15 protein-coding genes are annotated in these 22,950 nt (G+C 68.2%); 12 read left to right on the top strand and 3 right to left on the bottom strand.

All coding sequences use genetic code 11. From position 1 onward, the window contains the following. From GXY15_01560 to GXY15_01575, 4 genes are all read left to right on the top strand, one after another. The coding region (locus tag GXY15_01560) for a V-type ATP synthase subunit B (GenBank protein NLV39898.1) at positions 1 to 873 on the top strand (873 nt) is incomplete at its 5' end. Between the two features lie 60 nt (positions 874 to 933). After that, positions 934 to 1,563, top strand: coding sequence for a V-type ATP synthase subunit D (locus GXY15_01565; protein ID NLV39899.1), 630 nt, complete (start codon positions 934 to 936; stop codon positions 1,561 to 1,563). A 97-nt stretch (positions 1,564 to 1,660) separates the two neighbouring features. Further along, a complete protein-coding gene (locus GXY15_01570) occupies positions 1,661 to 2,623 on the top strand; it encodes a DNA cytosine methyltransferase (protein NLV39900.1) in 963 nt (320 codons plus the stop codon). Beyond that, positions 2,620 to 3,486, top strand: a complete 867-nt coding sequence (locus GXY15_01575) for a restriction endonuclease (GenBank protein ID NLV39901.1) — start codon at positions 2,620 to 2,622, stop codon at positions 3,484 to 3,486. The genes GXY15_01570 and GXY15_01575 overlap by 4 nt, the downstream gene beginning before the upstream one ends. 36 nt (positions 3,487 to 3,522) lie before the next feature. Here the strand turns inward: GXY15_01575 and GXY15_01580 are convergent, their stop codons facing one another. Next, positions 3,523 to 5,475: a hypothetical protein gene (locus GXY15_01580; protein NLV39902.1), complete on the bottom strand. Its 1,953-nt coding sequence runs from the start codon at positions 5,473 to 5,475 to the stop codon at positions 3,523 to 3,525. 365 nt (positions 5,476 to 5,840) lie between these two features. On the opposite strand from GXY15_01580, the gene ettA reads away from it, so the two are divergent. After that, positions 5,841 to 7,520, top strand: a complete 1,680-nt coding sequence (gene ettA, locus GXY15_01585) for an energy-dependent translational throttle protein EttA (protein ID NLV39903.1) — start codon at positions 5,841 to 5,843, stop codon at positions 7,518 to 7,520. Between the two features lie 320 nt (positions 7,521 to 7,840). Here the strand turns inward: ettA and GXY15_01590 are convergent, their stop codons facing one another. Continuing rightward, entirely contained in the window at positions 7,841 to 8,809 is a 969-nt protein-coding gene (locus GXY15_01590; GenBank protein ID NLV39904.1) for an NAD-dependent epimerase/dehydratase family protein, read from the bottom strand. A 322-nt stretch (positions 8,810 to 9,131) separates the two neighbouring features. Here GXY15_01590 and GXY15_01595 point away from each other — a divergent pair, with 322 nt between their 5' ends. The 7 genes from GXY15_01595 to GXY15_01625 all read left to right on the top strand — a co-directional run bounded on the left by GXY15_01595 (position 9,132) and on the right by GXY15_01625 (position 21,943). Continuing rightward, positions 9,132 to 11,498, top strand: coding sequence for a hypothetical protein (locus GXY15_01595; GenBank protein ID NLV39905.1), 2,367 nt, complete (start codon positions 9,132 to 9,134; stop codon positions 11,496 to 11,498). Between the two features lie 405 nt (positions 11,499 to 11,903). After that, the gene (locus tag GXY15_01600; GenBank protein NLV39906.1) at positions 11,904 to 12,908 is read left to right on the top strand and encodes an aspartate-semialdehyde dehydrogenase; all 1,005 of its coding nucleotides are present in this window, start codon (positions 11,904 to 11,906) and stop codon (positions 12,906 to 12,908) included. Positions 12,909 to 13,316: 408 nt separating this feature from the next. Further along, positions 13,317 to 13,793, top strand: a complete 477-nt coding sequence (locus GXY15_01605) for a MarR family transcriptional regulator (protein NLV39907.1) — start codon at positions 13,317 to 13,319, stop codon at positions 13,791 to 13,793. A gap of 56 nt (positions 13,794 to 13,849) precedes the next feature. Then, a complete protein-coding gene (locus GXY15_01610; GenBank protein ID NLV39908.1) occupies positions 13,850 to 17,419 on the top strand; it encodes an MFS transporter in 3,570 nt (1,189 codons plus the stop codon). Between the two features lie 218 nt (positions 17,420 to 17,637). Then, positions 17,638 to 18,990: a Gfo/Idh/MocA family oxidoreductase gene (locus GXY15_01615; GenBank protein ID NLV39909.1), complete on the top strand. Its 1,353-nt coding sequence runs from the start codon at positions 17,638 to 17,640 to the stop codon at positions 18,988 to 18,990. A 449-nt stretch (positions 18,991 to 19,439) separates the two neighbouring features. Further along, positions 19,440 to 20,717, top strand: a complete 1,278-nt coding sequence (locus GXY15_01620) for an L-rhamnose isomerase (GenBank protein NLV39910.1) — start codon at positions 19,440 to 19,442, stop codon at positions 20,715 to 20,717. Between the two features lie 83 nt (positions 20,718 to 20,800). Continuing rightward, entirely contained in the window at positions 20,801 to 21,943 is a 1,143-nt protein-coding gene (locus GXY15_01625; protein ID NLV39911.1) for a class I SAM-dependent rRNA methyltransferase, read from the top strand. Between the two features lie 172 nt (positions 21,944 to 22,115). Here the strand turns inward: GXY15_01625 and GXY15_01630 are convergent, their stop codons facing one another. Continuing rightward, positions 22,116 to 22,682, bottom strand: coding sequence for a CAP domain-containing protein (locus tag GXY15_01630; protein NLV39912.1), 567 nt, complete (start codon positions 22,680 to 22,682; stop codon positions 22,116 to 22,118). Positions 22,683 to 22,950: the final 268 nt, after the last annotated feature.

Here is a 22,950-nt window from a genome sequence, read left to right on the forward strand (position 1 = left end):
CGCAAGGGCGGCGAGAAGTTCGCCGTGATCTTCGCCGCCATGGGCATCACCTTCGAGGAGTCCGAGTTCTTCCAGGCCGACTTCCGCCGCACCGGCGCCATCGAGCGCGCCGTGCTCTTCATCAACCTGGCCGACGACCCGCCCATCGAGCGCATCGCCATCCCGCGCATCGCCCTCACCACGGCCGAGTACCTGGCCTACGAGAAGGGCATGCACGTCCTCGTCATCCTCACCGACCTCACCAACTACTGCGAGGCCCTGCGCGAGATTTCCTCCGCCCGCAAGGAGGTCCCCGGACGCCGCGGATACCCCGGCTACCTCTACACCGACCTCTCGACCATCTACGAGCGCGCCGGACGCATCAAGGGCAAGGAGGGCTCCATCACCCAGATCCCCGTGCTCTCCATGCCCGAGGACGACAAGACCCACCCGATCCCCGACCTCACCGGGTACATCACCGAGGGCCAGATCATCATCAACCGGTCCCTCCACGCCCAGGGCATCTATCCGCCCGTGGACGTCCTCCCCTCCCTCTCCCGCCTCAAGGACAAGGGCGTCGGCGAGGGCAAGACCCGCGAGGACCACGCCAACGTCATGAACCAGCTCTACTCGGCCTACGCCCGCGGCAAGAACGCCAAGGAGCTGGCCGTCGTGCTCGGCGAGTCCGCCCTCAGCGACATTGACCTGCTCTACGTGAAGTTCGCCGACGCCTTCGAGGACCGCTTCATCCGCCAGGGCGAGGACGAGAACCGCACCATCGAGGACAGCCTCCAGATCGGATGGGACCTCCTGGCCCTGCTGCCCCGGACCGAGCTCAAGCGCGTCCGCGACGAGTACATCGAGAAATATCTGCCGAAACAAGAGAACGCGTGACCGGCGCGCGCGGCCCCCTGAACCGGCCGCCCGCCCCCCGGACATGAGGAGTGCCGACACATGGCGCAAACCGTCAACCCGACGCGCATGGAGATGCTCCGGCTGCGCAAGCGGCTGGTCGTCGCCAAGCGCGGGCACAAGCTGCTCAAGGACAAGCTCGACGGCCTGATGAAGGACTTCTCGCGCTACGCGAAGGAGTACAAGGCCGCCCGCCACGCCGTGGACAGCGAGCTGCCCGCCGTCCTCAAATACTTCGTCCTCGCCGAGGCCACCTCCTCCCGCCGTATCACCGAGGACGCCCTCGACAACACCCGCCAGGACATGAGCATCACCGTCAAGACGCGCCGCATCATGAGCGTCATCATCCCCGAGCTGGAGGTCTCCTACGGCGAGGCCGCCGGCGGCTACTCCCGCGTCCACACCTCCCCCGAGCTCGACAAGGCCATCTCCGGCCTCAAGGAGTTCATCGGCCGCCTCCTCAAGATGGCCGAGCTAGAGCAGACCGTGCGCCTCCTCAGCGCCGAGATCGAAAAGACCCGCCGCCGCGTCAACGCCCTCGAGCACACCTTCATCCCCCGCATGGCCGCCTCCATCAACCTCATCAAGAACAAGCTGGACGAGGCCGAGCGCTCCAACACCAGCCGCCTCATGAAGATCAAGCAGCAGCGCCTCGCCCAGGAAGAGGCGTAGCCGGCCCATCCGCGGATTCCCCTCCGCAGTTGCAAACAGTTGCCACGGGCATCCGTTTCTGGCATAATACTGAAAAGATTTTCCGGTGGGTGTTTCTATGAGCGGCTGGTCTTCCATCGAAATATGCGCGGGTGCCGGCGGACAGGCGCTGGGGCTTGAGCAGACGGGCTTCCATCATGTCCGGCTCGTTGAAATTGATCCGGACGCCTGTCAAACCCTCCGCCTGAACCGGCCCCTGTGGACCGTCACGGCGGGAGATGTCCGGCAGTTTGACGCAACCGCCTTCCGGGGCGTGGACCTTCTTGCCGGCGGCGTTCCCTGTCCCCCGTTTTCCGTCGCCGGACGCCAGCTGGGTCCGGAAGACGAACGGGATCTCTTCCCCGAGGCGCTGCGGCTGGTGGAGGAGACGGCACCGCGCGCCGTTCTTCTGGAGAATGTTCGCGGGATTCTTGACGCGCGCTTTGCCGAGTACCGCGCCGGCCTTCTGGCAACGCTGGGGAAGATGGGGTATGTCGGCGGGTGGAAGCTCCTGAACGCCTCGGATTACGGCGTCCCCCAGCTGCGCCCGCGCGCGATTCTGGTCGCCGTTCAGGCGGAGTTGTCAGATTCCTTCTCCTGGCCGGACAAGGTCTCCGTCCCCCCGCCCAGCGTGGGCAAATGCCTGCATGACCTGATGGCGGAGCGGGAGTGGCGGGGCGCGGACGCCTGGCGGGAGCAGGCGGCGGGCATCGCCCCCACGCTTGTCGGGGGAAGCAAGAAGCATGGTGGACCGGACTTGGGGCCCACCCGCGCCAAACGGCAGTGGGCCGCGCTCGGCGTGGACGGCAACGGACTTGCCGACGCCGCGCCCCCCCCGGAATTCACCGGAATGCCCCGCCTCACCGCAAGAATGACGGCACGCCTGCAGGGGTTTCCGGACAGTTGGCTCTTCTATGGGAGGAAGACTGCGGCCTACCGGCAGATCGGCAACGCATTCCCCCCGCCCATGGCGGCGGCGGTGGGGGCGCAAATTGCCGAATGCCTGCGGATCGCGGCGGGAAGAAAGGTCAGAATCGCATGAGGCATGAAGCATCCGCCCTCTTGTCCCAGGAACGAAAACTCTTCCACAAGCGGCTTCTGGCCGACGTGTTGACGGTGGACAAGGACGGCGTCCCCAGCAATGCGGACAAAGCCTCGCGCCTCTCCGTGGAGCTGGCGCGTGGAATCGCGGAAAGGCTCAAGGCGGAAGTGGGGGTGAAATTGGCGGGACAGACCAGCGGTCGCGCTTTCGAGGCGGTCACGGCGGAGTTTCTGCAGGCCACGTTCCCCGCACTGTCAAATCTGCGTCCGGGAAACTGGCAGATCATTCATGTCGGCAACCGCAATCGTATGGCCATTGCCGAATATGAGCAGTACGCCCACCTGACCGAGCTTCAGGAGGCGACCCGCAAGAGCCCCGAACTGGCCGCCATCCTCGGAAGCGACTACACCATCACCCCGGACGTGATCGTTGTCCGGAACCTTCTGGAGGACGCGGAGATCAACCGGGACGCCGCCCTGGTGGATGACCGGTCCTGCCTGCGGGCCGCCCTGCGCCGGAAAAACGGCGGGAAGCCCCTGCTTCATGCCAGCATCTCGTCCAAGTGGACCATCCGGTCAGACCGAAGCCAGAACAGCCGGTCGGAGGCACTGAACCTCATACGGAACCGGAAGGGACACCTGCCCCATATTGTCGTGGTCACCGGCGAACCCATGCCCAGCCGCCTCTCCTCCATCGCCTTGGGCACGGGCGACATAGACTGCGTCTACCACTTCGCCCTGTATGAACTGCTCGCGTCCCTGGAAGGGCTCGGGGCGGAGGACGCCCTGGAGTCCCTGAAGATCATGATGGACGGCAAACGCCTCAAGGACATTTCCGACCTTCCCATGGACTTGGCCGTGTGAGAATGGCCGCGCGGCGCTTGACGGTTCGCGGCCCGTTTATTTCCCCCCGCACTCCCGCCACAGGGACGCGATCCGCTTCTTGCCTTCGTCCGGGGAGGACTCATAGGCCGTCAGGACGCCCCGTAACCCCTCCGCCAGTTTGTTGACGGTGTCCGTGTAGGCCTGGTCCGCGGCGGCCTGGGAGGCCCCGGGCAGCCTTTCCAGGGCGCCGGATGCGAGCATCTCCCGGCGCGCCGCCGCCGCCGCAACATGGTCCAGGATGAGCCGCGCGTGGGCCGCCTCGTAGGTCCCGCCCAGACCGGCTTCCCGCAGGCGCGCCTCCAGCGCCCGGAACGGCTCCAGGTCCGCGGGCAGGCCGGGCGGCGGCGCGGCGGACGGCGGCGCATCCGGCACGGCGCGGGCCTCGGCGCCGCCCAGCAGGATCTGCACGCGCGCCGTGTCCGGTGTGCCGGCGTGGTCCAGAAAGACCGACCGCTCGTCGAAGGATTTCCAGGGGGCGCCGTTGACGAGCACGCCGGTCACGGGGCCGGTTCCGGTGGACGACAGGAACAGGCGCTTCGCGCCGAAGCGGATGGGGAAGCGCTGGTCGAGCTCCGTGATCCCCGCGGGAAGGTGCGGGCGCAACTCCAGCCCGTCGGCGCGGTAGAGGTACTCGAACAGGCCGCGGATGAGCGCGGCGGGCGCGCCCCAGTTGTCGTAGACGCAGTTGACCGGCTCCTTGGGCTGGTACACCTTGTTGCCGAAGTCCACCAGGGGGTTGTCGGTGCGCCACCGCTTGGCGAAGCCCAGCAGGTGCGCCACCGCGCGCCGCGCGTCGTCGTGCGCCCCCACGCGGCAGTACCCCAGGATCATGCGCGCCTCGGCCGTGGTCCAGTGGCCGCCGTTCACCCAGGTGCCGAAGGACCACAGCCAGTCCTTGGGCTCCGTGTACATGTCGTCAAGGCCGGGATAGTTGGTGATGATGACATCATGCGGGCGCAGCCCGGGAATGGACGCGATTTTCTCGTAGGTTTTCCGCGCCTGTGCGTCGTCCACAATGTTGAACGCCATGGCGTCGTGGTTGCAGACGGCCTCGAAATAGCCGTGCTTCTCCGCGCCGTACACGCCGTGGCGCGTGCCGTCGGGGTCCAACGACTTGATGAAATACCCCCCGTCCGTCTCCATCCGGGCGAGCCCCCGCCGCGCCGAATCGCGGCGGCCCGCGTACAGCGCCGCCTTCTCCGCGTTCCCCGCCAGCTTCTCCAGCTCCACCAGCCGGTCAAGCGCCGCGATGTACGTCACCGACAGGCCCGTGAGGTAGGACATGCCGTAGGTGCCGTCGGGCTTCTTCCAGCCCGCGTGGCTCGGCGCCAGCAGGTTGCCCGCCGGCCCCGCGAGAAACAGGTCGTTCTCCGGGTCGCGGCGCGTCTCGATGAAATGGACGCTGCGCTCCAGCAGGGGCAGGTAGCGCGCGGCGGCGGCGGCGTCCCGGCTGATGAGAAGCAGCTCCGCCTGCATGACCACGCCGGCCGCCGTGAACTCCATGCCCCAGTCGTGGATGTCAATGCGCCCGTCGCCCTGCTTGTGGTACACCAGCGTGGGCGACGCGGCGTCGCAGAGGCAGCCGTCCGGCCCGACCCATCCCTTCTCCCCCGCCGTCTTTCCGTCGCCGATGTGGGAGAACCACAGGTCCTGCGCGTTTTGCAGGAAGGTGGTGTGCGGCTCCGCGAGGAACGGCAGCGCGCAGTAGGTGGTGCCGTAGCTGTTCTGGATCCACCACGCGCCCCAGGTGGGCCCCTCCACAAACCCGTTCCACACCGGGGTGTAGAGCATGGCGATGTCCTGGTATTCCGGGTCCGGGTGGAAGACGCGGGCGCTGGTCTCCAGCAGCCGCAGGTAGTCCGTGTCCCCCGCGCCGCCGAAATGCCGGCCCTCGAACCGCTCCGCCGCCCATCCCCCGGCGCATGCCAGCGCCGCCACAGCCATCGCAAGAGCAATGCTCTTCTTCATGGTCCCGCTCCTTTCGCGCGCCCGCCGGGCGGCGACGCCGCCCCATTGTATGCCCCGGGCGCCGTTTCTTCCAACCGCCCGCCTCGCGCCCAAGATCGCCGAATAAGCGACGGCGCATGCGTTCGCTCCAGGGCGCGGCAAGCGGCGCCCCTACATGCGCGCGCCGCGGGCATACGCGAAGAGACCGGGCGTTCCGCCCGTAGCGGCGCCCCTACGGGTGCATACCCGAGGCGTGGGCAGGTAGGGGCGCCGCTTGCTGCGCCCTCTTCGCATGCTCGGGAGAGCCTGCCGGTCGCGGCGGCCGCCCGCCGCGGTATACAATCTTGGCCTGCGGCGCGGCGCGCGCCCAACAGGGAGACTCCCCCATGGCGGAACAGTTCATCTTCACCATGCTCGGCCTGAACAAGTTCTACGGCCAGAAGCAGGTGCTCAAGGACATCAACCTCTGCTTCTACCCCGGTGCCAAGATCGGCATCGTGGGCGAGAACGGCTCGGGCAAGTCCACGGTCCTGCGCATCATGGCCGGGCTGGACCCCGATTTCCAGGGCCGCGCCGAGCTGAGCCGGGGATACACCGCCGGCATGGTCGCCCAGGAACCCGTTCTCGACCCGGACAAGACGGTCCGCCAGACCATCGAGGCGGCCTTCGCGGGCACCATGGCCCTGCTGGACGAGTTCAACGCCGTCTCCATGAGCATGGGCGAGATCACGGACGACGACGAGATGCAGAAGGCCCTGGACCGCATGGGCGCCCTGCAGGACAGGCTGGACGCGGCGGACGCCTGGAACCTGGACCAGCGCCTGGCCCAGGCCGGCGAGGCCCTCTGCCTGCCCGACGACGACCGCCTCGTCGGCACCCTCAGCGGCGGCGAGAAGCGCCGCGTGGCCCTGTGCAGGGTCCTGCTGGAGCGCCCCGACCTCCTGCTGCTCGACGAGCCGACCAACCATCTGGACGCCGAGACGGTGGACTGGCTGGAGACCCAGCTCCGCGACTACCCCGGCACGGTGATCATCGTCACCCACGACCGCTATTTCCTCGACAACGTCACCAAGTGGATCCTGGAGCTGGAGGGCGGCCACGGCATCCCCTGGGAGGGCAACTACTCCTCCTGGCTGGAGCAGAAGCTCGCGGGCCTCGCCGACCAGGAGAAGGGCGGCTCGCCGCGCGGCCGCGCCCTGCGCCACGAGCTGGACTGGATCCGCATGGGCAACAAGGCCCGCCGCGAGATGAGCCGCGCCCGCCTCGGCCAGTACGAGCAGCTCGTCGCCCGCGAGAACGCCGCCGCCCGCGGCGACAACGCCGTCATGCGCATCGCCCCCGGGCCGCCCCTGGGCGACCAGGTGATCGTGTTCAACGGCGTCTCCAAGCGCTTCGGCGAGCAGGCGCTCTTCGAGGGGCTGGACTTCATCGTGCCCAAGGCGGCCCTCGTGGGGATCATCGGCCCCAACGGCACCGGCAAGACCACCCTGCTGCGCATGCTCGTGGGCCAGGAGACGCCCGACGCGGGAAGCGTCACCCTCGGGGCGTCCGTCCGCTTCGCCTACGCCGACCAGGAGCGCACCGCCCTGCGCAACGACGTCAGCCTCCTCGAGGAGATCGGCGGCGGCATGGACGAGGTGGTCCTCGGCAAGGAGCGCATCCCCCTGCGGAAATACCTCGCCCAGTTCGGGTTCCGCGGCGCGGACCAGCAGAAGATGGCCGGCCAGCTCTCCGGCGGCGAGCGCAACCGCTGCAACCTCGCCAAAGTGCTCAAGGAGGGCGGCAACGTCCTGCTCCTCGACGAGCCCACCAACGACCTCGACGTGAACACCCTGCGCCTGCTGGAGGAGGCCCTCCTCGACTTCAGCGGCTGCGCCCTCGTCATCAGCCACGACCGCTTCTTCCTCGACCGCATCTGCACCCACCTCCTCGTCTTCGAGGGCGACGGACAGGTGCGCTGGTTCCAGGGCAACTACCAGGAATACGAGGAGTGGCGGCTCAACGAGCTCGGCACCCGCCTCTTCGAGAACCGCCGCGCCCGCTACCGCAAAATCGTCAAGGCCTGACGGAAAAGGCGGGAACACTCACACGGAGCCACGGGGGCGCGGAGAAGAGAGAAGAGAAAGAAGTGAGACGGAATAAACGATTGGGCCGCCCCCCTGTCCGGAGTGTCGCCCCTTCTTTTGGGCGTTAACCCGCTCCGCGTGATCCACATCTTCCGCAGCCCCTCCTCCAGAGTCTCCGCCGCAAGACAAGAGGGCTGGACGGGGCTTGGCAACAACGACAGGCACCAGGGAAAAAGGAGCCGGTCTTCCCTGCTGTCCCCTCCCCTTTCTTCTCTTCGTGACTCAGTGCCTCCGTGTGAGCACCTCCGGAGAAACGCGGATCAGTCGCCGCGCTTGATGCGGGCGCGCATGTCGGCGATGACGATGTCGAGGATCTCGTTCAGGCTGGTCTTGGGCGCGTAGCCGATGGCCTGGGCGATTTTTTCCAGGCTCGGCTCGCGGTGGCGCATGTCCTCGTAGCCCGGGCCGTAGGCCTGCTCGTAGGGCACGTAGCGGAGGACGGAGGCGCTGCCCGCCCGCTCGATCACGCGGGTCGCCAGATCCTCCATGGAGACCCGCTCGTTGTTCCCGATGTTGAACACCTGCCCGTTCACGGCGTCGCTGCCCATGAGCGTGACCAGCGCGGGCACCACGTCGCCGACGTAGGTGAAGCAGCGGGTCTGTTGTCCGTCGCCGAACACCGTGAGCGGCTCGCCCAGCAGCGCCTGGCGCACGAAGGTGGGGATCACCATGCCGTAGCGGCCCGTCTGGCGCGGGCCGACGGTGTTGAAGAGGCGCGAGATGACCACGGGGTGGCGCTTCTCGCGCCAGTAGGCCAGCGCGAGGAACTCGTCAATCTCCTTCGACGCGGCGTAGCACCAGCGGTGCTTGTCCGTCGCGCCGATGACCCGGTCGTCCTCCTCGTGGAAGATGTCCCGCGAGCCCTTGCCGTAGACCTCGCTCGTCGAGGTGATCAGCAGCTTGCGCCGGTAGCGGCAGGTCTCCTCCAGCACCGTCTCCGTGCCCCGGATGTTGTTCACAATCGTGCGGATCGGGTGGTTTACCACCAGCTGCACCCCCACCGTGGCCGCCAGATGGTACACCACGTCCACCTCGCGCACGAGGTCCCGCACGATCTCCTGGTTCATGGTCGAGTCAATGATGCAGGTGATCTCCGGCAGGTGCTCGATGTTCTCGAAACGGCCCGTGCTCAGGTCGTCCAGCACCCACACCTGGTCCCCCCGCCGCACCAGCTCCTCGCACAGATACGACCCGATAAACCCGGCTCCGCCGGTCACCAACACGCGCATGGTGTCTGTTCTCCCTGAAAAGAGGCGTCCCGCGGGGCGAACCGCCCCGCACCCATCCAGTATAACAGCCCCGCAGGCGGAAATGTCCGCCCTCCCGGACAGGAAAGAGGGAAACCACCGATGAACAGTGACGAACACCGATGGGGAAAGGGACGGAAGCTTCGCTTCACTGGCGGGCCGCCGCCGCCCAACAAGTGTCTTCCATCGCCGTTCATCGGTGGTTAAATCCCCCTCTCTCCAGGAAGATGACACCATTTCCCGGCGCGGCGGGTCAGGGAAATGGTATCTTGGCGGAACGACACGCAACGCAAGGAGGCCGGCCATGGCGAAGACATCCCGGGGCATGACCCCATTGGCGCTGGCACTGCTGCTGGCGGCGGTGTGCGCGGGCGGCGCAGGAGCGGCGGACCCCGCCGACCCGTATGTCCATCCGCCGGAAAAGCGGTTCTGGGACCCCGCGGCGGATGACGCGTTCCTCCAGGAATGGGTGGAGCGCGTTCCCACGGAGAGCCCGGTCACCTCGGTGGCCGTGGCGGACGGCGCCGCCTTCGCCGTGCGCGACGGCGCGCTGTTCCGCGTGGCGGGCACGGCGCTGGAGACGGTGCCCGGCGCGCCGGAGGCCGTGGAGCGGCTGGCCGCGCCGGACGGCCGACTGTGGGTGATGGCGAAGGGCGGTCTCTTCGTGCGCGAGGGGGACGCCTTCCGCAGGGTGGACGACCGGCCCGTCGTGGATGTCTGCCTGCACGGGGACGGGGTGGTCGCCGCGACGCGCCAGGACCTCTTCCACGTCGGCGAGGACGGCCTGACGCCCTTCGCGCCCGAGGGCGGCTACCGCAGCCACAACGCCACCTACGACATGGAGGACGGCACCCAGCTGCTGGACGAGCCGGTGACCTTTGGCCCCGTGTCGCGCATCGCATCCCACGGCGGCACGGTCTACGGCCTGCGGCCGCGGCAGGTGGTCATGTTCGACGGCTTGGCCGTCACCCCGGAAGTGGCGGACTGGGGGCTGCTGCCCTCGCCCGTGGTGCGCGATTTGGCGTCCCTCGGAAGCCGCCTCTTCATCGCGACCGACCGCGGGCTGGGCGTGCTGCGCGGCATGTCGTTGACCACGCTCGACGGCGCCGGCGGCCTCCCCTTCGAGGACACCACCTGCCTCGCCCGGGGCTTCGACCGCGACCTCTGGATCGGCACCAGCCGGGGCGCGGTCCGCATGACCCGCGACGGCGACTTCCACTTCTTCGGCGAGGGGCTCTGGCTGCCCGACGGCCGCGTGAACGCCGTGGCGGCGGGGGACAAGACGGTCTATGTCGCCACCGACGGCGGCCTGGCGGTCCTCCACTACACGCCGTGGACCCTGGAGGCGAAGGCGAAGTTCTACGAGCGGCACCTGGAGGAGTGGGGCCACAAGCGCCTCGGCTTCACGCATGTCCTCCACTGGGGCGGGGATGAACTGGGCTGGGTCCGCGAGATCAGCGACAACGACGGCGGCCACACGGCCCCCTACCTCGCCGCCATGTCCTTCAAGTACGCCGCCACGGGCGACGAGGCGGCCCGCGCCGAGGCCGTGAACACCTTCCAGGCCATGGCCTGGCTGGAGGAGGTCACCGGCGTGCCGGGTCTCATCGCCCGCGCGATCTGGGTGCCCGGCGCGGACGCCGGGGAGCGGTCGCAGCACGGCTCCGGCGGGCTGCCCGCCCGGTGGTTCCCCGCCGCCGACCCCCGCTTCGAGTGGAAGGGCGACACGTCGAGCGACGAGGTGGTCGCCCATTTCTACGCCGTGGGCGTGTTCCACGACTATGCGGCCAAAGGGGCGGACAAACAGCGCGCCGCGGAGCACCTGCGGCGCATCGCCGACCACATCATCGGCAACGGCTGGAAGCTCCGCGACGGCAACGGCGAGATGACGCGCTGGGGCCGCTGGGACCCCGAATACCTCCTGCGCCCCTACGGGGCCTACGCCATCGGCCTGAACGGCCTCCAGGCCCAGACCTTCGCCACCGTGGCCGGCGGCGTCACGGGCGACCCGAAATACGACGCCGCCCTCCGCCAGACCGTGGAGTGGGGCTACCACCGCCACATCGGCAAGCAGAAGCTCACCTTCCCGCCGGAGTTCATCACCCCGTGGGACGACCGCCTCGCCTTTGAGAGCTACTTCGTCCTCCTGCGATACGCGAAAGACCCGGTGCTCCGGACCATCTACCTGCGGAGCCTCGAGCGGAGCTGGGCCGTCAAGCGCATGGAGCGCGTGCCCTGGTACGCCTTCGTCTACAGCGCCGCCACGGGCAATGACTGCGACACGACGGACGCGGCGGACCACCTCCGCCAGTGGCCCCTCGACCTGCGCACCCACAGCTACAGCAACTCCCACCGGAGCGACCTCGACCCCGTTCCCGACCTGCCGAATTACGGCGGCGGCACGCGCGCCATGACCCCGCGCGATTCCGGCCCCAAATACGACAGCCGCAGTGCCCTGCCCCACGACGGCGGGTCCGGCGGCCGCACCGTCCTCTCCCCCGCCGTCTGGCTGGAGGACTACTGGATGGGCCGGTACTACGGGTTCATCCAGCCGCCCGCCGCCGAGGCCGCCGCGCTCCCCGGACCGCCCGACCCCGTAATCGCCGGGCCCAGGGGCGCCAAGCCCTACGCGGGTCCGCCCCGGCCCGAAGGGCTGATCCCCGGGGAATAGCACGCGCCTGAGACGTTCCGACAAGGGATTGCCGCGCTGACCCAGAGCGCGGACCGGGGCGTTGGCGGGCACGAGATTGCTTCGCTTCGCTCGCAATGACGGGCGTTTTCAGTCATTGCGAGCGAAGCGAAGCAATCTCGTGCCCGCCACGACCCCGACTACACCCGTCAGGGCGAGCGAAGCGAAGCCGTCTCTTGACCGCCGCGCCTGCACCTCGCACGGCCCGGCGCCCGTGGCCCCGGCAACCGGGGTCTTTTTCGATTTTCTCCCCTGAAATGGGGTATAATCACACGACCGAAGTGCATTCCGTCGCGCGCGTCGGCCCATGGGCCGCGCACGGACGGAATGTTTGTGTATCTGGGCGTCTTGGCCCTCCCCACGGAACCAACGAAGGAGCACCACACCATGAGCGGCAAGGTTGTTGCAGTGGCCGGCGCCACGGGCGTCGTCGGACGGGAAATGCTGCGGGTCCTCGAGGACCGGAACTTCCCCGTGAAGTCCATCAAGCTTCTGGCGTCGGAGCGCTCCCGCGGCAAGACCCTGAAATACAGGGGCGAGGACCTCCCCGTCGAGGTGCTGTCCGACGACTCGTTCAACGGCGTGGACATCGCCCTGTTCAGCGCGGGCGGCGGCACGAGCAAGCGCTTCGCCCCGTCGGCCGCCAAGGCCGGCTGCGTCGTCGTGGACAACTCCAGCGCCTGGCGCATGGACCCCGGGGTGCCGCTGGTGGTGCCCGAGGTGAACCCCGGCGACATCCAAAAGCACAAGGGTATCATCGCCAATCCCAACTGCTCGACCATCCAGATGGTCGTGGTTCTGAAGCCCCTGCACGACGCCGCCCGCATCAAGCGCGTCGTCGTGGCCACCTACCAGGCCGTTTCCGGCGCGGGCAGCGCCGCCCTCGGCGAGCTGGCCGGGCAGACCAAGGCCCTGGTCGAGGGGCGCCCGTACCCCCCGAAGATCTTCCCGCACCAGATCGCCTTCAACGTGATCCCACAGATCCCGCAGTCGGACGCCTTCACCGCGAACGGCTACACCAGCGAAGAGATGAAGATGATCAACGAGACCAAGAAGATCATGGGCGACGATTCCATCATGGTCACCGCCACCACGGTCCGCGTCCCCGTGCACACCGGCCACAGCGAGTCCGTCAACGTGGAGACCGAGAAGAAGCTGACCGCCGGCCAGGCCCGCGAACTCCTCCGCAAGGCCCCCGGCGTCATCGTGCAGGACGACCCGGCCGCCCAGCTCTACCCGCTGGCCGTCAACGCCGCCGGCCAGTACGACACCTTCGTCGGCCGCATCCGCGAGGACGTTTCACACCCCAGCGCGCTGGAGATGTGGGTGGTCGCCGACAACCTCCTCAAGGGCGCCGCGTCCAACGCCGTCCAAATCGCCGAACTGCTGTAACTCCCCCCGTTATTCCCTCCGGGCGCGCGGTTTCGGCCGCGCGCCCGGTTTTCTTTTCCCCCCTGATCGCCGGATAAGGCGGGGGACGGGATCAGGTGCGTTATGTGAACGCGCAGGGGAAGGCGCGCTGTCGTGAAAGGGATGCACCTCACCTACCGGGTGAGACGGTCCTGCCGGGAAAGAAGAGGGCGCGGCAAGCGGCGCCCCCACATGCGTGAACCGGGGCCCACGCAACAGCACGGAATCCCCGCCCGTAGGGGCGCCGCTTGCCGCGCCCTGGAGCGGACACATAGGCCGTCGCTTATCCGGCAATCCGGGCCTCCCCCTACCGCTTGACTTCTAACAATGGCTGCGCTTACAATGTGGGCGGAAGAACCGGAACAGACCGGCCAACCCGGAGAATTCGCCATGTCGCTCAACCAGGAACTTCAGCTCGAACGGCCCATGGACGACATCCGGCATGAGCTCATCCTCAATGTTGTGCGGACCGCGAACCTCATGTCGCTCCAGGGAAACACGCTTTTTCGACGCTACGGGCTCACAGAAGCGCAGTTCAACGTCCTCTTCGCCCTCAAGTACAAGATGCGGGACTGGACCCAGTCCGACCTGAGCAAGCGCCTCGTGGTCACGCGGGCCAGCATCACCTCCGTGCTCGACAAGCTGGAGGCCAAGGCGCTGGTGCGCCGGGTGGCCGTGGCGGGGAACCGCCGCATTTACCATGTGGAGCTGACGGACCGGGGTTGCACCATGGTGGACACGGTGGAGCCGGCCTACCGGAAGGCGGTGCATGAGGCCTGCCGGCCGTTGACAGACGCCCAGTGCCGGGCACTGATCCGGCAGCTGGAGGAATTGCGGGCAGGGGTCACCGGGGTTAACCAGGGCTGACACGCAAAAACACCCACCCCCGCCGGGCGCGCCCGGCGGTTAGGGAGAACCGCCCCATGCCAGGAAAATCCGGCCGGACCGCCGTCATGGACGCCTACCCCCGCAGGGGGTTCTGGGGGCTCTTCGCCACCCAGTTCCAGGGCGCGTTCAACGACAACCTGTTTCAATACATCATCATCTATTTCCTGCTGGAGGCCCACTACGCCGTGGACGGCGTGGCGGGGGCGGCGGAGATTTCCCTGTTCGGCCTGACGTTCAAGTCGGGGGATTTTGTCCCCAACGCGGCCACCGTCCTGTTCTCCCTGCCCTTCATTCTGTTCCCCTCGTTCTTCGGGGCGCTGGCCGACCGGCTGAGCAAGGGGACCGTGGCCCAGTACACCAAATACCTCGAAATTGTCATCATGATCCTGGGCGGGGTGGCGTTCTACGTCGCCCACGTGCCCGCGCTCTGGGTGGTCCTCTTCCTCATGGCCACGCAGAGCACCATGTTCAGCCCGGCCAAATACGGACTGCTGCCGGAGATGCTCCCCGAATCCCGCCTGTCCTGGGGCAACGGCATCCTCCAGATGGGCACGGTGGTCTCCATCATCGTGGGGGTCGGCATCGCGGGGCCGGTCTTCGAATGGTGCCGCGGGGCCCCCTACAAGGCCTCGGTGATATTGACGGGGCTCTCCGTGGTGGGCACCCTGACGGCCCTGCTGATCACGCGCCCCCCGGCGGCCAACCCCCAACAGCGCATCCCCCTGATGCCCTGGTCGGGCATGGGGCGCTACCTGCGCGTGATCTGGTCGGACTCCGTGCTGCTCAATGTCACCATCGGCTACACCTACTTCTGGTTCGCGGGCACCCTGTCGCGCAACGCCATCACGACCTACTCCCTGACCGTGATGGACTACAGCGCGACGCGCAACTCCATCCTGCTGGCCGCGGTGGCGCTGGGTATCGGCGCGGGCGCCCTTGTGGCGGGCTATCTGTCGCGCGGCAAGATCGAGCAGGGATTCATTCTCATCGGCGCGGTGGGCATGGCCGTCACGGGTGTGCTGGTCTCCATCCCGAAAGCCGTCATCGAGTCCACCCTGGTGCCCGCCGTGGCAGCCGTGGTTCTGCCGCTGGTCGGCGGCGCGGACGGCGCGGTCGGCGGCACGCTGGTGCAGGCGGGGGGCTACTTCCTTTTCCTGACAGCGGCGGCGACGGCGCTGGGCGCGTTCGCGGGCGTCTTTGACGTGCCCCTCGCGGCGACGCTCCAGCAGCGCGCGCCGCGCCAGATGAAGGGGGGCATCATCGCCGCGACCAACATGCTGACCTTTGTCGGCATGGCCGCGGCGGGCGGGCTCCTCCTGGGCCTCCGCCGCATTGGACTCACCCCGCTCCAAGTCTTCTTCATCCTCGGCATGGTCTCCCTCGGCATGGGTGTCTACATCGCCTGGCGGATCCCCCTGCTGGTGCTGCGCGCCCTGCTCTGGCCGCTCGACGGCATCCTGTTCCGCCTCATGGTGACCGGACGAAACCAGCTCCCCGAGGCCGGGCCCGCCCTGCTTGTGGCGGACCATGACTCCCTGATTGACACCCTGCCGCTCCAGATGGCCACGGAGCGCGAGGTGGTCGTGGTGCTGGAGCGGCGCGGCCTGGAGCATGCCTGGGTGCGCCGCCTCGGCAAGTGCCTGCACCTGCTGCCCGTGGACACGTCCACCGAGGAGGGCCTGCACGAGGCGGAGGCCGCCGTCCGGCGGATGCTGGCGGAGGGCTGGATCGTGTGCGTGAGCCGCGAGCGCCAGCTCCACGCCGACGGGCTCGAGGTGCCCTGGTTCCGCGACTACCACGCCCTGGCGGCGGAGGCGGGCGCGCCCGTGATTCCCGTCTCCATCACCCGCCTGTGGGAGCGCGTGTACATCTTCCGCGACAACAGACTCCAGTGGCGCTGGTGGGGACGCCTGCGCTACCCGGTGCAGGTGGCTTTCGGCGCGCCGCTCCCGGCGGGCACCCCGGCGGTGGCCGTGCGCCACGCCGTCGGCGTGGAGGGCATGGAGGCCTATCTCCACCGGCCCTACGCGTACCGCCTGCTGCAGCACGGGTTTGTGCGCATGGCGCGCCGCCGCCTGCGCTTCATGGCGACGGCGGACGGGCTCTCGGGCGAGCTTTCCTACTTCAAGGCCCTGGTCGGGGCCATCGTGTTCGCGCGCAAACTGAGAAAGATCCTCGGGCCCGGCGAGATGGTGGGGCTGCTCGTGCCCTCGACCGTCGGCGGCGCGCTGGCGAACATCGCGGTGCAGATGCTCGGGAAAATTCCGGTGAACCTCAACTACACGGCGACCTCCGAGACCATCGCCTCCTGCGCCCGCCGCTGCGGCATCACGCACACCCTCACATCGCGAAAGTTCCTGGAGCGCCTTCCCCTGGACGTGCCCGGCACCCCGGTCTACCTGGAGGACATCCGGGAATCCGTCACGGGACGCGACCGGGTCATCGGGATGCTTCTGGCACTGTTCGCCCCCGTGCACCTGCTGGACCGCATCCTCGGCGCGGCGCGCCGGACCGACGAGGACCTGGCCACCGTCATCTTCTCCAGCGGCAGCGAGGGCGAGCCGAAGGGCGTCATGCTCACGCAGCGCAACGTGATGACCCTCGTCGAGTCCGCGCAGGAGGTCTTCCCCCACAACTGGAACTCCTGCGTGGTGGGTTTCCTCCCCCTGTTCCACTCCTTCGGCTACGCCGTCTGCCTGTGGACCCCGCTCCTGGCGGGCATCCGTTCCGTGTTCCATCCGAACCCGCTGGAGCCCAAGGCCATCGGCAACCTCATCGAGAAGCACGGCGGCTCCATCATGGTGTGCACCGCCACCTTCCTCCAGGGCTTCATCCGCCGCTGCGAGCCGGGCCAGCTCAAGTCCCTCGACTTCGTGGTGGGCGGCGCGGAGAAACTGCCCGCCCGCGTCCGCGACGCCTTCAACGAGAAGTTCGGCATCGTCCCCGTCGAGGGCTACGGCACCACCGAGTGCGCCCCCGGCGTTTCGGTCAACAGCCCCGACTGCCCCTCGCCGGGCTTCTTCGTGCGCAACCTGAAGCACGGCTCCATCGGCCGGCCCATGACCGGGCAGGCCGTGCGCGTGGCGGACCCGGACACGGGGGCGGACCTGCCCGCGGGCGAGGCGGGCGAGCTGCTGGTGAAGGGGCCCAACGTCATGAAGGGCTACCTGGCCGACCCGGAGCGCACCGCGAAAGTGCTGCGCGACGGCTGGTACGCCACGGGCGACATCGCCGCCCTCGACGACGAGGGCTTCATCACCATCACGGACCGCATCGCGCGGTTCAGCAAGATCGCCGGCGAGATGGTGCCCCACACCCGCGTGGAGGAGAGCCTGCACGCCCTGCTCGGCCTCACCGAGCAGTCCCTCGTGGTCGCGGGCGTGCCCGACACCGCCAAGGGCGAGCGCCTCGTCGTCCTCCACATCCTGGAGGACGCGCAGCTCGACGAGCTGCTGGAGAAGCTGGACGCCTCGGACCTGCCCAACCTCTGGAAGCCCAAGGCGAACAACTTCTACCGCATCGAGGCCATCCCCGTCCTCGGCACCGGCAAGATGGACATCAAGCAGGCCAAGCGCATGGCCCAGGCCCTCGACCTCGGAGAATAGGGCGGGGCGCCCACGGACCACGGACGAACACGGACCCGCACGGACGGACACGGACAAAAACTGAGCCCCTGACACGGTTTATCTTGTCCGTTTTTCGTGTGTTCTGTGTGTTCCGTGGTTCCCCGTGTCTTTCTCCCCGCCTTCGCCGTATACTATCCCCGGTGCGCGTCCGCCGGGGACGCGCCGTGCCGCAACCACCGACCACGGGAACACGCATCATGGAAAAACTGGACCGCCGCTCCTTCCTGGGCGCCGGCGCGGGCCTGGCCGCCGCGTCCGCCTTCACCATCGTCCCCCGGCACGTGCTGGGCGGGGCGGGGTTCACCGCCCCGAGCGACAAGCTCAACATCGCGGGGATCGGCGTGGGCGGCATGGGCGCCCACAACCTCAAGGCCATGAGCGGCGAGAACATCGTGGCCCTGTGCGACGTGGACCATATCTACGCCGCCAAGACCTTCGCCGAGTATCCGCAGGCGCGCCGCTACAAGGACTACCGCGAGCTGCTGGACAAGGAGAAGGACGTGGACGCCGTGCTGATCGCCACGCCGGACCACACCCACGCCGTGATCACCCTGGCGGCCCTGCGCGCGGGAAAGCACGTCTACTGCCAGAAACCCCTCACCCACACGGTCTTCGAGGCGCGCAAGGTGGCCGAGGAGGCCGCGAAGTCCGGGCTGCGCACGCAGATGGGCATCCAGGGGCACTCGTCCGACGACATGCGCAAGCTCTGCGAGTGGGTCTGGTCGGGCGCCATCGGCCCGGTGCGCAAGGTGGCCGCGTGGTCCAGCATCTGCTACTACCCCTGGGGCCACGCCTACTGGAGCTCCCAGCTCGGCGTGCGGCCCGCGGAAACCCCGCCCCTGCCCGAGGGCATGGACTGGGACCTCTGGATCGGGCCCGCGCCCATGCGCCCCTACCACCCCACCTACCACCCCCTCACCTGGCGGAGCTGGCTCGACTTCGGGTGCAGCATGATGGGCGACCGCGGGGTGCACACCCTCGACGTCATCTTTTGGGCGCTCAAGCTCGGCGCGCCCGAGACCATCGAGGCAAGCTGCACGGACCTCAACGACGAGACCCACCCCGTGGCCGGGCTCGTGCGCTTCAACTTCCCCGCCCGCGGCGACATGCCCCCCGTGGAGCTCATGTGGTACGACGGCCTCATGCCCCCGGGATACCCCGGCATCGAGAACAGCCGCCTCCTCGGCGAGAATGAGGGCGGCATCCTCATGGAGGGCGACGACGGCTTCCTCACGGCGGGCATCTACGCCAACAGCCCCATGCTCCTGCCGCAGGACAAGTTCAAGGGCACGCTCCCCGCGCCCGAGAGCATCCCCCGCATCAAGGGTTCCCACGAGGAGGGGTGGATCGCCGCCATCAAGGAGGACCGCCCCGCCTGTGCCGGCTTCGACTACGCCGGCCCCCTCACCGAGATGTGCCTGCTGGGCAACGTCGCCAAGCGGGTCCCCGGCGTGAAACTCCACTGGGACGCAGCCTCCATGACCTTCAAGGACAACGAAAAGGCCACCAAATTCGTCCACAAGGCCTACCGCGAGGGATGGACCCTGTAGCGGACGCGGCGAAGCACAAGACCGTTTTTACATGGATGGACAGGATGGGCAGGATAAGAACAAATCCTGTTTATCCTGTCCGTTCCTATTCATGCGCCCCCGCACCCCGGACAGGGCAGGCGGGACGCCTGCGCTACGGAGAAAGGCCCACGCCCGTAGCGCCGCCGTCCCGGCGGCCTTGTCTTTGGGCCTTACGTCACACCGGCGGCATGATGGAACGCACAGAGAAGAACAAAAGAATAAGGAAATGGAAAGAGGTTCAACATGGATGGACAGGATGGGCAGGATAAGAACAAATCCTATTTATCCTGTCCATCGGTGTTCATACTCCCCCTCCCCCGCCGGTTCAGGGGGAAATTGCCTCGGCCCGCCTCCGGCACATACAATAGGCTTCTAGGCATCCGCGGCCCCCGCGAGAGCGGGACGCATCACCAAGGAAAGGGTCAGCCATGTTTGTCTCCCCCAGCGAAAAGCAGATTCAGGGCGCGTATGACCTCGCCCGCGAACGGTATGCCGCCCTCGGCGTGGACACGGAGGCGGCCATGGCCCGCCTCGCAAAAATCCCCATTTCCCTGCACTGCTGGCAGGGGGACGACGTGGGCGGGTTCGAGAACCTGTCCGCCGCGTCCGGCGGGGGCATCCAGGCCACGGGGAACTACCCCGGCAAGGCGCGCACGCCGGAGGAGCTCCGCGCGGACGCGGAGAAGGCCCTCGGCCTGATCCCCGGAAAGCACCGGTTCAACGTCCACGCCATGTACGCCGAGACGGGCGGCAAGAAGGTGGACCGCGACGCCCTCCTGCCGGAGCATTTCCAGGGCTGGATTGACTGGGCGAAGTCCCTGGGCCTCGGCATGGACTTCAACCCCTCGTGTTTCGGCCACCCGCTGGCCGACGACGGGTTCACCCTGGCGCACTACGACCCCGCCGTGCGGAAGTTCTGGATTGACCACTGCGCCGCCAGCCGGGTCATCGGCGCGGCCATCGGCAAGGCCCTGGGCACGCCGTGCGTCACGAACCTCTGGATCCCGGACGGGTTCAAGGACATCCCCGTGAACCGTTACCGCTCGCGCGAAATCCTGCGCGAGGCGCTGGACGCCGTCTTCGCCGCCCCCCTGGACCGGGCGCACAACCTGGACGCCGTCGAGTCGAAGCTCTTCGGCATCGGCTCCGAAAGCTGCGTCATCGGCTCCCACGAGTTCTACCTCGGCTACGCCCTGCGCAACAACCTGCTCCTCTGCCTCGACGCGGGGCACTTCCACCCGACGGAGGTCATCTCGGACAAGCTCAGCTCCGTGCTGCTCTACCTCGACGAGGTGCTGCTCCACGTCAGCCGCGGCGTCCGCTGGGACAGCGACCATGTCATCGTCCTGAGCGATGAGATCCGCGCCATCGCCGAGGAGATCGTCCGCAACAACTTCGAGTCCCGCGTGCACATCGGGCTGGACTACTTCGACGCGAGCATCAACCGTCTCGCGGCGTGGGTCACGGGCACCCGCGTGATGGTCCGGGCCCTGCTCATCGCGCTGCTGGAGCCCGCGGACTCCCTCAAACAGCTGGAGGCCGAGGGCCGCTACGGCGAGCGCCTCGCCCTGCTGGAGGAGCTGAAGGCCCTGCCCTCCGGCGCCGTGTGGGACCAGTACTGCGTCCGCCAGGGCGTGCCCGCGGGCGGCGCCTGGATGGCCGACATCCTGAGCTACGAGGCCAAGGTCCTTTCCAAGCGCGGCTGACCCCGCACCGACACGAACATCCCCGCGCGGCGGCGGATCCGCAGTTGGCGGACCGCCCCGCGCCTTTTCATGGAGACCCGACAATGCCGAACGACACCCCCGCCGCAACCCTGAATCCCCGCGAGGAGCGCCGCATCCTCCGCGGCCACTGCTGGGCCTACCGCAATGAGTTCGCCGCGGTCCCCGACGGACTGGCCGACGGCCAGGTGGTGGACGTGCTCGCGCACAACGGCCGCTTCGTCGGGCGCGGCTTCTACCAGGCCGACGGCGGCATCGCCGTGCGCGTCTTCAGCCGCCACGCCGACGATCCGGACACGGCCTTCTTCTCCCGGCGGCTGGCGGCGGCCCTGGAACTGCGCCGGCGGCTCTTCGCCGGGTCGGACGTCTTCCGGTGGGTCTACGGCGACAGCGACGGCCTGCCCGGGCTGGTGGTGGACCGCTACGGCAGCGTGGCGGTGGCCCGCGCCTCGTCTCAGTTCTATTTCGACCGGTCCCAGCTCATCGCGGACTGCCTGATGGCCGGGGAGGGCGTCACCGCCGTGCATTTCGAGCTGGGCGGCGTGGTGCGCCGTTTCGGCGACCTGCCCGAGGCGCTGGAGCTGGAGGTGGACGGCGTGCGCGCCGAGCTGCGCCTCGGCGCGTCGCAAAAGACCGGGCTCTTCCTGGACCAGCGCCGCAACTGGCCGCTGGTGCGGGAGCTCGCCCGGGGCGCCCGCGTCTTTGACGGCCACTGCTACCACGGTTTCTGGTCCTGCCATGCCGCCCTGGGCGGCGCGGCGGCCGTCACCGCCGTGGACAGCTCCGCCGCAGCCGTGGAGCAGGCGCAAAGGAACCTCGAACTGAACGGCGTGGCGGACAAGTGCGCCGTGCTGTGCGGCGACGTGGAGAAGACGCTGGCGGGCGGCGCCCCCTACGACGTGGTCATCCTGGACCCCCCGGCCTTCGCCAAGACGCGCGCCCAGGCGGCCAAGGCCCTCGGCCGCTACCAGGCCCTGAACGCCGCCGCCGTGGCCCGCATCGCCCCGGAGGGCGGATTCCTCGTGACCTCGTCCTGCTCCCACTTCGTGGACGAGTCCATGTTCCTGGAGACGGTGAAGCGCGCCATTGTCAGCGCCGGGCGCTCCGCCCGCCTGCTGGAGCTGCGCGGCGCGTCGCCCGACCACCCCGTGCTCCTGGCCATGCCGGAGACGGCCTACCTCAAGTGCCTCGTGCTCCGCATAGACTGATGGAAATCACGGATGGGAATTCATACTTGAAGAGAGATTCCGGGAACGCGCGCCGGGGTGACACGGGCTTCCAGCCCGTGATTCTTGGGCCGCATCCATGACCCACACCACGGGCTGGAAGCCCGTGTCACCTCTGTGCCGGTGAGCGACATCCTCCTGAAATGGCCGGTCCTCACCCGCCGGGCAAGATTAGCGACCGCAGGACGTCCAGCCAGCCCAGGGCGGGCTCCGCGGCGCTCTTGGCGGCGGGCAGGGTCGCGAAGACCTGGGTGAAGTAGAAGGTGTCGCCCGACTGCGCCACCCCCACCCCCGTGTGCGTAAACGTCGTGCGCAGGATGTTGGCCCGGTGCCCCTCGCTGTTCATCCACCCCTCCACAATCGCGTCCACCGGGTCCGCCAGCCCCTGCGCCATGGCGATGTTCTCGCCCCACGCGGTCACGGCGATCCCCGTGTCCGCGATCCGGTCGCCCGGATTCTTCCCCTCGGGGTTGACGTGGCTGAGATAGTCCCGCGCCAGCATGTCCTCACTGTGCGCCCGCGCCACCCCGCCCAGTCCCGCCTGCGTCGTCAGCGCGTACAGGCCGTTTGCCTGGCGGATGCTGTTGATCGCGTCGAAAACCTGCTTCTCCACCGCGGAAAGTTCGGTCTCCGTGGGGGGCGTGTTGAAACACCCCGTCAACGCCAGCGGCGCAACCGCCAGGGCCAAAAGCATTCCCCACCCGCGCAGATTCGCTCTCATGGAACACTTCACAACAACCTCCTTGGGCCCGGCGGACCCTGTGAAATCCATGTCATGTTGTACCACAATTACCGGGGGAAAAGGGGAATGTGTCCGGAACCGCCCCCCCCGTCACCCCAAGGCGAAGAGGGCGCGGCAAGCCGCACCCCCACGCCTGCCTAACCTGGGCGCATGCAAGAACCCCGGGTGCCCCCCCCGCGTCTCTGCGACTTTGCGTTGAAATCCCGGGGCCATGGGAGCGCATGTCCGCCGCTTAGACGCGGCGGCG

The organism is Candidatus Hydrogenedentota bacterium (assembly GCA_012730045.1).
GTDB lineage: Bacteria > Hydrogenedentota > Hydrogenedentia > Hydrogenedentales > CAITNO01 > JAAYBR01.